Origin of the sequence: Nocardioides lentus (genome assembly GCF_039529515.1) — a bacterium.
GTDB lineage: Bacteria > Actinomycetota > Actinomycetes > Propionibacteriales > Nocardioidaceae > Nocardioides > Nocardioides lentus.
Window position 1 is genome coordinate 185,649 of sequence record NZ_BAAAMY010000002.1, and the last position, 11,824, is coordinate 197,472.

An 11,824-nucleotide genomic window follows, 5' to 3' on the forward strand; every position below is an offset into this window, starting at 1 on the left:
CCTGTCGGACCGGTCGTGCATGGATCGTCCGGGACCGGGTACGGCGCTCCGGGTCTCGTCGCGCACGGGACCCGGGCCCGACCAGCCCCGAGCGACCCCGAGCGAACGAGGAGCGACGCATGACCGAGACCACCACGCACGGCCTGAACGGCGGCTCCACGACCGGCAGCGGCGCCCCCGCGCCGAGCGACCGCAACAGCCTGACGCTGGGCCACACCGGCCCGATCCTGCTCCACGACCACCACCTGATCGAGCAGATGGCCCACTTCAACCGCGAGCGCGTGCCGGAGCGCAACGTGCACGCGAAGGGCAGCGGCGCCTTCGGCACCTTCACCACCACCGAGGACGTCAGCCGCTGGACCAAGGCGGCGCTGTTCCAGCCCGGCGTCGAGACCGAGATGCTCGCCCGCTTCTCCACGGTCGCCGGCGAGCAGGGCTCCCCCGACACGTGGCGCGACCCGCGCGGCTTCGCGCTGAAGTTCTACACGACCGAGGGCAACTACGACCTCGTCGGCAACAACACCCCAGTGTTCTTCGTGCGGGACACCATGAAGTTCCAGCACTTCATCCGCAGCCAGAAGCGTCGGGGCGCCAACGGCCTGCGCGACAACGACATGCAGTGGGACTTCTGGACGCTCAACCCGGAGTCGGCCCACCAGGTCACCTACCTGATGGGCGACCGCGGGGTGCCCGCGTCGTGGCGCGAGATGAACGGCTACGGCTCCCACACCTTCATGTGGATCAACGCCGCCGGTGAGCGGTCGTGGGTGAAGTACCACTTCATCTCCGACCAGGGGGTGCGGAACCTGACCCAGGAGGCCGCCAACCAGATCGCCGGCGAGGACAGCGACTTCCACCGTCGCGACCTGTTCGACACGATCGCCGCGGGCGACTTCCCCTCCTGGACCCTGCACGTCCAGGTGATGCCCTACGAGGACGCGAAGACCTACCGCATCAACCCGTTCGACCTGACGAAGGTGTGGCCTCGTGGCGACTACCCGCTGATCAAGGTCGGCACGATGCGGCTCGACCGCAACCCCGACAACCACTTCGCGCAGATCGAGCAGGCCGCGTTCGAGCCGTCCTCGGTGGTCCCGGGCATCGGGTTCAGCCCCGACAAGATGCTGCTCGGCCGGGTCTTCTCCTACGCCGACACCCACCGCTACCGGATCGGCCCGAACTACCAGCAGCTCCCGGTCAACCGCCACCGCGTCGAGGGTGCGTACACGTACCAGTTCGACGGCCCGATGGCCTACGACCACGCGGGCGACCGGTCGAAGTACGCGCCGAACTCCTACGGCGACCCGTACTCCGACCTCACCGGCACCCCGGAGGACTCCTGGGAGGCCGACGGCGAGATGGTGCGCACGGCGTACGAGCTGCGGCCCGACGACGACGACTTCTCGCAGGCCGGCGCGCTGGTGCGCGAGGTCTGGGACGACGCGCAGCGCGAGCGCTTCGTCGGCAACGTCGCGGGCCACGTCCTCGGCGGCGTGAGCGACGAGATCCTGCCGAAGGTGTTCGAGTACTGGAAGTCGGTCGACCCCGACACCGGCAAGCGCATCGAGGAGGCCGTGCACGCGGGCCGGGACGAGAAGGCCCCGGCCCCCGGCCCCACCGAGCGCGTCGGCGTCATCTGAGCCCACCGCCCGACCCGACGGCCCCGTCACCTCGCGGTGACGGGGCCGTCGCGCGTCCCCGCCGCTGCCCGAGCCCGACCGCAGGTCGAGGCACCCGCCCCCGGAGGTCGAGGCGCCCGGGTCCGGAGGTCGAGGTGCCCGGCGGCGACGCAGGAGCCGACGGGCCACGAGACCCCCGCAACCCGCACACCGAACCCGCCCGTCTTCAGGTCGAGGTGACACGAGCCCCCCGCACCACGAAGACCGCGAACGTCACCAGGTCTCGTGGCTCACCCGCTCGTACCTCGCGGGCTCACACCTCGACCTCCGACGGGTCGACGCGCCCGGCTCCGGAGGTCGAGGTGCCCGACGGCGACGCAGGAGCCGACGGGCCACGAGACCCCACGACCCGCACGCCGACCCGCCCGACGGGAGGTCGAGGCGCCACGAGACCCCCGCCCCACGAAGACCCTGAACGTCGCCGGGTCTCGTGGCTCACCCGCTCGTACCTCGCGGGCTCACACCTCGACCACCGACAGGTCCAAGCGCACGAGCTCCGGAGGTCGAGGCGCCCGACGGCGACGCAGGAGCCGACGGGCCATGAGACCCCCGCAACCCGCACACCGAACCCGCCCGTCTTCAGGTCGAGGTGACACGAGCCCCCCCGCACCAGGAAGACCCTGACCGTCACCAGGTCTCGTGGCTCACCCGCTCGTACCTCGCGGGTTCACACCTCGACCTCCGACAGGTCGAAACGCCCGAGCTCCGGAGGTCGAGGTGCCCGACGGCGACGCAGGAGCCGACGGGCCACGAGACCCCACGACCCGCACGCCGACCCGCCCGACGGGAGGTCGAGGCGCCACGAGACCCCCGCCCCACGAAGACCCTGAACGTCGCCGGGTCTCGTGGCTCACCCGCTCGTACCTCGCGGGCTCACACCTCGACCACCGACAGGTCCAAGCGCCCAACCGGCTTCGGAGGTCGAGGTGCCCGACGGCGACGCAGGAGCCGACGGGCCACGAGACCCCCCGCACCACGAAGACCGCGAACGTCACCGGGTCTCGTGGCTCACCCGCTCGTACCTCGCGGGTTCACACCTCGACCTCCGACGGGTCGACGCGCCGGGCTCCGGAGGTCGAGGCGCCCGACGGCGACGCAGGAGCCGACGGGCCACGAGACCCCCCGCAACACGAAGACCCTGAACGTCACCAGGTCTCGTGGCTCACCCGCTCGTACCTCGCGGGCTCACACCTCGACCTCCGACAGGTCCATGCGCCCGGCTTCGGAGGTCGAGGCGCCCGACGGCGACGCAGGAGCCGCCGGGCCACGAGACCCCACGACCCACACGCCGACCCGCCCAACGGGCGGTCGAGGCGCCACGAGCCACCGCACCACGAAGACCCTGAACGTCACCAGGTCTCGTGGCTCACCCGCTCGTGCCTCGCGGGCTCACACCTCGACCACCGAGGGCGGCTCGCGCCTCGACCTCCGGCGCGTCGGGTGGTGCTGCTGCGCGGGTCGGTCACGGGTCCGGACGTGGAAGATCGGTGCCACCAGGTGACACCGATCTTCCCCTCAGCACCCGTCGCCGGGCGTGCTCCGTGGCATCAGGGGGCCTGCGGGACCATCCAGTCGAGGACCGGGGTGGCCTGGAGGCCGACCAGGATGCACATGCCGACCAGCAGGATCAGGCTCCAGCCGATGACCTTGCGGAAGATGTCGCCCTCCCGGCCCGCGAGACCGACGGCGGCCGCGGCGATGGCGAGGTTCTGGGGGCTGACCATCTTGCCGAGCACGCCGCCCGAGGTGTTGGCCGACGCCATCAGGACCGGGTCGAGGCCCGCCTGGGCGGCGGTCTGGACCTGCAGGGCGCCGAAGAGGGCGTTGGCGGAGGTGTCGGACCCGGTGACGGCCACGCCGATCCAGCCGAGGATCGGCGAGAGGATGGCGAACGCCGCGCCGGTCTGGGCGAGCCAGGCGCCGAGCGAGACCGTCATGCCCGACAGGTTCAGCACGTAGGCCAGCGCCAGCACCGCCATGACGGTGAGGATGGCCCACTTCAGCTCGGCGTAGGTGCCGGCGTAGGTCCGCAGGCCCTGCGCGGGCGAGACCTTCAGCACCAGCATCGTCAGCAGGCCGGCGAGGATCATCAGCGTGCCCGCGGCGGGCAGCCAGTTGAAGGTGAACGTCGTCGTCGAGACGGCCTCCCCGGCGGGGTTCAGCACCTCGAGGCCCGGCCAGCTGAAGGCGACGGTCCAGGGCTCGGCGGCGAAGAACTCCTTGACCGCCGGGATGTTCACGACCGAGAAGATCGCAATGATGATCAGGTACGGCGCGTAGGCCTTGGTCACGTCGGCCGTCGAGTCGGTGGCCGGACCGCCCTGCGCGGTGGCGACGCCGCCGGCGGACCCGGTGGACCCGGCGGTCGACCCGGAGGTCGACTTCGCGTTCTGGCGGATGTCCTCCTCCGAGGCCGCGACGATCTCGGAGGGCTGCCACACGCGGCTCAGCGCGACGACCGCGAGCGCGCCGCCGAGGGCGGCGATGATGTCGGCGAGCGGCACGGAGATGAAGTTCGCGGCGACGTACTGCGAGAGCGCGAAGGCGACGCCGCAGACGATGGCGGGCAGCCAGGTCTGGCGGACGCCGCGCTTGCCGTCGACGACGAGCACGAGGATCAGCGGCACGAAGATGGCCAGGATCGGGGTCTGCCGACCGACCATCGCGCCGAGGGTCTCGACGGTGAGGCGCGAGTCGTCGTTGACGCCCGAGGTCACGGCCGCGAGGGTCACGATCGGGGTGGCGAGGGCGCCGAAGGCGACCGGGGCGGTGTTGGCGATCAGCGCGACCACCGCGGCCTTGATCGGCTGGAACCCGAGCGCCATCAGCATCACCACGGTGATCGCCACCGGGGTGCCGAAGCCGGCCAGCGCCTCGAGCAGCGCGCCGAAGCAGAACGCGATGATGATCGCCTGCACCCGCTGGTCGGGGCTGACCTTCTCGAAGGAGCGCCGCAGCACGTCGAAGTGGCCCGACGCGACGGTCAGGTTGTAGACCCAGATCGCGTTGATGACGATCCACAGGATCGGGAAGAACCCGAAGACCGCCCCCTGGGTCGTGGCGAGCAGGGCCTGCCCCACGGGCATGGAGAAGGCGAGCACGGCGAGGACGATGGTCACGGCGAGCGAGATCAGGCCCGCCTGCCACGCCTTCATCCGCAGCGCGCCCAGCAGGACGAACAGCGTGATCAGCGGTACGGCGGCGACGAGCGCGCTGAGGGTCAGCGAGCCGCCGACGGCGTCGAGGTCCTGCTGGAACATGGGGCTCCCGAGGAAGTGGTGGGGTGGGCGGGGGTCAGCGGTCCATCAGGGTCGACAGCGGCGCGCCGTGGATCGACGCGTCGAGGACCTCGATGGTGTGGGCCATCCCCATGGGGCGGCTGCCGTTCTGCTCGGCGTGCCGGTCCAGGGACGCGGTGACCTGCATGAGGCAGCCGGGGTTGGCGGTGACGAGCAGCTCGGCGCCGGTCTTCACGATGTTGGCCGCCTTGCGGTCCCCGAGCTCCTGGGCCGGCTCGGGGTGCAGGATGTTGTAGATCCCCGCGGAGCCGCAGCAGATCTCCGCCTCGGGGATCTCCTTGAGCGTGAGCCCGGGGATGTCGGTCAGGAGGTCGCGCGGCTGCTTCCGGATGCCCTGGGCGTGGGCGAGGTGGCAGGCGTCGTGGTAGGCGATCGTGACGTCGAGCGGGTGCCGCTCGGCGCGCGGACCGAGCTCGAGCAGCACCTCGGAGACGTCGCGCACCAGCTCGGCGAACCGCCGCGCCCGATCGGCGTACGCCGGCTCGTCGGCGAGCAGCTCGGCGTACTCCTTCATGGTGGAGCCGCAGCCGGCGGCGTTCACGACGATCCGCTCGACGCCGGCGTCGTCGAAGGCGTCCACGAGGGCCTTCGCGAAGGCCTTGCCCTCGTCCTCGCGTCCGGCGTGCACCGACAGCGCCCCGCAGCAGCCCTGGTCCTGCGGGACCACGACGTCGCAGCCCTCGGCGCGCAGGACGCGGGCGGTGGCGGCGTTGACGCCGGGGAAGAACGCACCCTGGACGCAGCCGACCAGCATGCCGACGGTCATCCGACGCTCGCCGATCGCCGTGATGTGCGCGGGCAGCGGCATCGCCTTGCCCAGGCGCGGCGCCAGCTTCTCCATCGCGGCGAGCTGGGGCGCGAGGCGCTCGAGCAGGCCGGTCCGGCGCACCGCCCGGTCGAGGCCGGTGCGCTGCATCACCTTCAGCGGGCCGCGCATCAGCCGCAGCCGCTTCGGGTGGGGGAACAGCGAGAAGATCAGGCCCCGCAGCGCCTTCTCGGAGGCGCTGCGCTCGTGGTGGCGCTCGACCTGCGCGCGGGTCTGCTCGATGAGGGTGTCGTACTGGACGCCCGACGGGCAGGCGGTCACGCACGCCATGCACCCCAGGCAGGCGTCGAAGTGGCCGACCATCTCGTCGGTCATCGGCTCGCCCTCGAGGCCCTCCTTCATCAGGTAGATCCGCCCGCGGGGGCTGTCCATCTCCTCGCCCCACAGCACGTAGGTCGGGCAGGTCGGCAGGCAGAACCCGCAGTGCACGCAGTCGCCGATCAGGGCCGCGTCGGGCGGGCTCTTCTCGTCGAAGGCGCCGGCCCGGGGGCCGCCGAGCACGTCGGCGGGGTCGACGGCGAGGGGGTCGGCCCCCTGGGTGCCGGCCATGCCGTCGACGTTGGTGGCCTCACGCCGTTGCGTGGCCGGGTCCTGCGTCATCAGATGCCTCCCACGAAGCGTCCCGGCGCCAGCCGGCGCTCGGGGTCGAACTGGTCCTTGACCCGGCGCATCAGCGCGATCGCCGGCACCGGGCCCCACACGTCGACGGCGTCCTTCACCGCGGCGGGGGCGTCGACCACCGTCGTCGCGCCGCCGTGCTCGGCGCTGGCCCGGCGCAGCCGCGTCAGCACCGTGGCGACCTCGTCGACGCCGGTCGCGGACGGCAGGGCGACGTACACCACGCCGGAGCCCGCGGAGCCGCGCACCTCGGCGGGGGTGCCCGCGAGGGCGCCCAGCACGTCGGCGAGACCGGAGAGGCCGAAGGTCACCTTCAGCGCGACCGCGCGGTCGTCGCCGCGGGCCGTCGGGTCCCAGGGGTACGTCGCGCCCCCGGCCGGGGCGTCCTCGGACACCCCGACGTCGCCGGCGAGGGGGCCGAGGATCGCCGACAGCTCGTCGACGCGGCCCTGCACGCCGGACTCGCGGCCCTCGAGCAGGACGGAGACGGCCCCGGCTCCGCCGGCCCAGCCGACCTCGACCGCGGCCGGCACGACCTGGCTGTGGACCGCGGCCTGCGCGAGGGCGAGGGCCCCGGCCGGGTCGGCCGCGCGGGCGGTGACCCAGCGGGACGCGGCCGGCAGCGGGTGGAGCCGGAAGGTGGCGTCGACGACGACGCCGAGGGTGCCCATCGAGCCGATCAGCAGCTTGCCGAGGTCGTAGCCCGCGACGTTCTTGACCACCCGGCCGCCGGCCTTCGCGACGACGCCGTCGTGGCGGACCATCGTGACCCCGATGAGCAGGTCGCGCGCCGTGCCGACCGCCGTACGACGGGCTCCGCTGGCGTTGGTGGCCAGCATCCCGCCGATGGTCGCGCCGGCCACGGTCTCGTCGACGGTGAGACGCTGCCGCTCCCCCGCCACCGTCTCCTGCACGCAGGCCAGCGGGGTGCCGGCGCGGGCCTGCACGATCAGGTCGCCGGCCGCGTGGTCGACGACCTCGTCGAGCCCGCCGAGGTCGAGGAGGACGTCGACGCCGGCCGGGGGCAGTCCCCAGGTCGACTTGGTGCCGGCACCGCGCGGGACGACGCGCAGGCCGTGGGCGGCGGCCGCCCGCATCGTCCCCGCGACCTGCTCGGTGTCGCCCGGACGGGCCACGACGAGCGGCGCGACGCCGTCGACGTGGTCGGCCGGGTCCGCGTCACGCACGTCGGCGCAGGCCGAGCCCAGCGCCTCCCGCGCGGCGGCGTCGAGGGCGGGTGCCTCCGGTCGTGCCGAGGAGGTCATCAGAACACCTCCGCCAGGCCCGCCGCCTGCAACGGGTGCGCGCCCTTGTGACGTCCGGGGACCTCGCCGCACAGCCGCGGGGTCGGGAACAGCTTGCCGGGGTTGGAGATGCCGGCGGGGTCGAAGGCGCAGCGCACGAGCTGCATGGTGTCGAGGTCGGCGTCGGTGTACATCCGCGGCATGTACTTGGCCTTGTCCATGCCCACGCCGTGCTCCCCGGTGATCGAGCCGCCGTGGGAGATGCACAGGTCGAGGATCGCGCCGGAGACCTCCTCCGCCGCCTCGCCCGCGCCCTCCACGGAGTCGTCGAAGAGGACCAGCGGGTGCAGGTTGCCGTCCCCGGCGTGGAAGACGTTGGCCACCCGGACCCCCGAGGACCGCGACAGCTCGTCGATCGCGGTGAGCACCTCGGGCAGCGCGGTGCGTGGGATCACGCCGTCCTGGACGATGTAGTCGGGGCTGATGCGGCCCACGGCGGCGAAGGCGGACTTGCGGCCACGCCAGATCAGCGCCCGCTCGGTCGGGTCGGTCGCGACCCGGATCTCGAAGGCGCCGGCCTCGCGGCACATCGCCTCGACGTCGTCGAACTCGGCACCCACGTCGGCGGCCGAGCCGTCGAGCTCGATGACCAGCACGGCGCCGGCGCCGTCGGGGTAGCCGCAGGCCGTCGCGGCCTCGGCGGCCTCGATGGCGAGCGCGTCCATCATCTCGATGGCGGCGGGCACGATGCCGGCGGCGATGATCGCGGACGTCGCCGCACCGGCCTGGTCGGTGCTCCCGAAGCCCACCAGGAGCGTGCGGACGTCCTCGGGCAGCCGGGTCAGCTTGACCTCGACGGTGGTGACGATGCCGAGCGTGCCCTCCGAGCCGATGACGGCTCCGAGAAGGTCGTAGCCCGGGGTGTCGGGCGCGGTGCTGCCGAGCCGGACGGTCTCGCCGTCCGGGGCGACGAAGTCCGCGGCCGCGACGTGGTTGGCGGTGAAGCCGTACTTCAGGCAGTGCGCCCCGCCGGAGTTCTCCGCGACGTTGCCGCCGATCGAGCAGATCTGCTGGCTCGAGGGGTCCGGCGCGTAGTAGTAGCCCTCGGGGGTCGCGGCCCGGGTGACGTCGAGGTTGATCACGCCCGGCTCGACGACGGCCCGCTGGTCGGCCCGGCGCACCTCGCGGATCTCCCGCATCCGGGAGGTCACCACCAGCACGCCCTCCGCGTGGGGCAGCGCCCCGCCGGACAGGCCGGTGCCCGAGCCGCGCGCGACGTAGGGCACGCCGTGCTCGGCGCAGGCCGCGACGACCGCGCCGAGCTGCTCGGCGTCCTCCGGGACGACCACCAGCGCCGGGGTGACCCGGTAGTGGGCCAGCCCGTCGCACTCGTAGGTGCGCAGCCGGGTGCGGTCGTCGATGACGCCCTCGGCCGGGATCCGGCGCCGGGCGACGGCGGTGACTGCGTCGATCTCCTGCTGACCCATGCGGGCCTCCCCGTTGGTGTGGGCGGTCTCAGTCGACCTGGGCGACCAGGCCGGCGGCCTCGATGCCGGCGACGGCGGCGGCCTCGTCGTTGTCGGAGGTGTCGCCCGTGACGCCGACGGCGCCGAGGAGGGCCCCGTGGGCGTCGCGCACCAGCACACCGCCCGGCACGGGCACGAGCGCCCCGCCGACGGCGTGGGTCACGGCCGCGACGAAGTACGCCTGCTGCTCGGCGCGGCCCATGATCGAGCGCGAGCCCATCCCGAGGGCGAGGGCGCCGTGGGCCTTGCCGTGGCCGATCGCGAAGCGACCGATGGACGCGCCGTCCTCGCGCTCCACGGCCACGACGTGACCACCGGGGTCGAGGACGACGACGGTCAGGGGCTTGAAGCCCTGCTCGCGGCCGTGCGCGCGGGCGGCGGCGACGAGGGTGCGGGCGGTCTCGAGGTCGAGCTGGCTCATGCGGACTCCTGGGTCTTCGCGAGGGCACGCTGGCGGTGCAGGATGGGCTCGGTGTAGCCGCTGGGCTGCGCGAGTCCGTCGAGGACCAGCGCCTGGGCCGCGGCGAACGCCGGGCCGTCGAAGCCGGGCGCCATCGGGGTGTAGCCCGGGTCGTCGGCGTTCTGGGAGTCGACGACCGCAGCCATCTTGCGCAGCGTCGCCTCGACCTGGTCACGGGTCACGACGCCGTGGTGCAGCCAGTTGGCCACGTGCTGGGCGGAGATCCGGCAGGTCGCACGGTCCTCCATCAGCGGCTCGCCGGAGAGGTCGGGCACCTTCGAGCAGCCCACCCCCGCGTCGACCCAGCGCACGACGTAGCCGAGCAGGCTCTGCAGGTTGTTCTCGATCTCCGCCGTGCGGTCCTCCCCGGACCAGTCGCCGGCGTCGCCGAGCGGGAGCACGAGCAGCTGCTCGCGGGGCACCCGGCGCCCGCCGGCGGCGAGCTCCTCCTGCCGGGCCTTCACGTCGACCTGGTGGTAGTGCAGCGCGTGCACGGTCGCGGCCGTCGGCGACGGCACCCACGCGCAGGTCGCGCCGGCCCGCGGGTGGCCGATCTTGGCCTCGTACATCGCGGCGAGGCTGTCGGGCGCGGCCCACATGCCCTTGCCGATCTGCGCGCGCCCGAGCAGGCCGCACTCGAGACCGACGTCGACGTTGAGGTCCTCGTAGGCCGCGATCCAGTCGGTCTGCTTCATGTCGGCCTTGCGGACGACGGGGCCGGCGTGCATCGAGGTGTGGATGTCGTCGCCGGTGCGGTCGAGGAAGCCGGTGTTGATGAACACCACCCGCTCGCGGGCCCGCTCGATGCAGGCCTTGAGGTTGAGCGAGGTGCGGCGCTCCTCGTCCATGATCCCCATCTTGATCGTCAGCGGCGCCATGCCGAGGAGCTCCTCGACGCGGGCGAAGAGGTCGACGGCGAGCTGGACCTCGTCGGGGCCGTGCATCTTCGGCTTCACCACGTAGGCGGCGCCGGTCCGCGAGTTGGGGCGCTCGGTGCGGCCCTGCACGTCCTTGAGACTGCCCAGGCCGGTCATGACGGCGTCGAGCAGGCCCTCCGGCACGGGCGCGCCGTCGGGGTCGAGCACGGCGTCGGTGGTCATGAGGTGGCCCACCTGGCGGATGAACAGCAGCGAGCGGCCGTGGAGGGTGACCTCGCCGGAGCCGTCGGGCGCGGTGTAGACGCGGTCGTCGTTCATCGCCCGGGTGAAGGTCGTCCCGTTCTTGGTGACCTCCTCGGCGAGGGTGCCGTCCATCAGCCGCATCCAGTTGCGGTAGCCGAGCACCTTGTCCGCGGCGTCGACGGCCGCGACCGAGTCCTCGAGGTCCATGATCGTGGAGACGGCGGACTCCAGCAGCAGGTCCTTGACCCCGGCCCGGTCGGTGCTGCCGATCCGGTCCTCGGCGTCGACCTGGATCTCGACGTGCAGGCCGTGGTGCACCAGCACGACGGCGGTGGGTGCGGCGGCGTCGCCGGAGTAGCCGACGAGCTGCTGCGGCTCCGCGAGGCGTCGCGGCTCGCCGTCGACGGTCGCGGCGAGGCCCTCGCCGTCCACGGCGTACGCCGTGACGTCGGCGTGGGACGCGCCGGCCAGCGGCCAGTGCGCGTCGAGCAGCTCGCGCCCGCGGCGGATGACCTCGTCGCCGCGCGCCCGGCTGTAGCCCTCGCCCGGGGCGAGCTCGCCGTCGGTGGGGACCACGTCGGAGCCGTAGAGCGCGTCGTACAGCGAGCCCCAGCGGGCGTTGACCGCGTTGGTGGCGAAGCGGGCGTTGAGCAGCGGCACGACGAGCTGCGGGCCGGGGATCCGGGCCACCTCGGGGTCGACGCCCTCGGTGGTGACCGCGACCTCGTCGGGCTCGTCGAGCAGGTAGCCGAGCTCGCGCAGGAACGCGGTGTAGGCGTCGCGGTCCGGCGTGCCCGGGTGCGCGCGGTGCCAGTCGTCGAGCGCGGCCTGGATCTCGTCGCGGCGCGCGAGGAGCTCGCGGTGCCGCGGAGCGAGGTCGGCGACCAGCGCCGTCAGCCCGTCCCAGAAGGCCTGCGGGTCGATGCCCGACCCCGGCAGGGCCTCCTCCTCGACGAACCGGTGGAGCTTTCCTGCGACCTGAAGGCCGCCCGCCCGGACGTGCTGGCCCGCCATGTGACTCCCTGTCCTCGTCGCCGGAGGGCCACGAAGC

At 73.1% G+C, this 11,824-nt stretch carries 7 protein-coding genes; 1 reads left to right on the forward strand and 6 read right to left on the reverse strand.

Annotation, left to right across the window (positions count from 1 at the left end; translation table 11 throughout):
• Nucleotides 1–119 precede the first annotated feature (119 nt).
• Nucleotides 120–1,640 (forward strand): catalase, encoded by a 1,521-nt coding sequence (locus ABD158_RS04485; protein ID WP_344004305.1) that lies wholly within the window; start codon nucleotides 120–122, stop codon nucleotides 1,638–1,640.
• A 1,586-nt stretch (nucleotides 1,641–3,226) separates the two neighbouring features.
• On the opposite strand, the gene ABD158_RS04490 is transcribed toward ABD158_RS04485, so the two are convergent.
• The 6 genes from ABD158_RS04490 to ABD158_RS04515 are packed head-to-tail and all read right to left on the reverse strand — an operon-like array spanning nucleotide 3,227 to nucleotide 11,787.
• Nucleotides 3,227–4,939, reverse strand: coding sequence for an L-lactate permease (locus ABD158_RS04490; RefSeq protein ID WP_344004308.1), 1,713 nt, complete (start codon nucleotides 4,937–4,939; stop codon nucleotides 3,227–3,229).
• A 34-nt stretch (nucleotides 4,940–4,973) separates the two neighbouring features.
• Nucleotides 4,974–6,404, reverse strand: coding sequence for a glycolate oxidase subunit GlcF (gene glcF, locus ABD158_RS04495; RefSeq protein WP_344004311.1), 1,431 nt, complete (start codon nucleotides 6,402–6,404; stop codon nucleotides 4,974–4,976).
• Nucleotides 6,404–7,687, reverse strand: a complete 1,284-nt coding sequence (locus ABD158_RS04500) for an FAD-binding oxidoreductase (RefSeq protein ID WP_344004314.1) — start codon at nucleotides 7,685–7,687, stop codon at nucleotides 6,404–6,406. The genes glcF and ABD158_RS04500 overlap by 1 nt, the downstream gene beginning before the upstream one ends.
• Complete coding sequence (locus ABD158_RS04505; RefSeq protein WP_344004317.1) at nucleotides 7,687–9,153, reverse strand: FAD-linked oxidase C-terminal domain-containing protein; 1,467 nt, start codon at nucleotides 9,151–9,153, stop codon at nucleotides 7,687–7,689. The genes ABD158_RS04500 and ABD158_RS04505 overlap by 1 nt, the downstream gene beginning before the upstream one ends.
• Before the next feature lie 28 nt (nucleotides 9,154–9,181).
• Entirely contained in the window at nucleotides 9,182–9,613 is a 432-nt protein-coding gene (locus ABD158_RS04510; protein WP_344004320.1) for a GlcG/HbpS family heme-binding protein, read from the reverse strand.
• Nucleotides 9,610–11,787 (reverse strand): malate synthase G, encoded by a 2,178-nt coding sequence (locus ABD158_RS04515; RefSeq protein WP_344004322.1) that lies wholly within the window; start codon nucleotides 11,785–11,787, stop codon nucleotides 9,610–9,612. Before ABD158_RS04515 ends, ABD158_RS04510 begins: the two co-directional genes overlap by 4 nt.
• Nucleotides 11,788–11,824 lie beyond the last annotated feature (37 nt).

What these genes read in the sequence shown, in the direction of transcription:
- ABD158_RS04485 (WP_344004305.1), top strand. Translation starts at nt 120, where the DNA reads ATGACCGAGACCACCACGCACGGCCTGAACGGCGGCTCCACGACCGGC.
- ABD158_RS04490 (WP_344004308.1), bottom strand. Translation starts at nt 4,939, where the DNA reads ATGTTCCAGCAGGACCTCGACGCCGTCGGCGGCTCGCTGACCCTCAGC.
- glcF (WP_344004311.1), bottom strand. Translation starts at nt 6,404, where the DNA reads ATGACGCAGGACCCGGCCACGCAACGGCGTGAGGCCACCAACGTCGAC.
- ABD158_RS04500 (WP_344004314.1), bottom strand. Translation starts at nt 7,687, where the DNA reads ATGACCTCCTCGGCACGACCGGAGGCACCCGCCCTCGACGCCGCCGCG.
- ABD158_RS04505 (WP_344004317.1), bottom strand. Translation starts at nt 9,153, where the DNA reads ATGGGTCAGCAGGAGATCGACGCAGTCACCGCCGTCGCCCGGCGCCGG.
- ABD158_RS04510 (WP_344004320.1), bottom strand. Translation starts at nt 9,613, where the DNA reads ATGAGCCAGCTCGACCTCGAGACCGCCCGCACCCTCGTCGCCGCCGCC.
- ABD158_RS04515 (WP_344004322.1), bottom strand. Translation starts at nt 11,787, where the DNA reads ATGGCGGGCCAGCACGTCCGGGCGGGCGGCCTTCAGGTCGCAGGAAAG.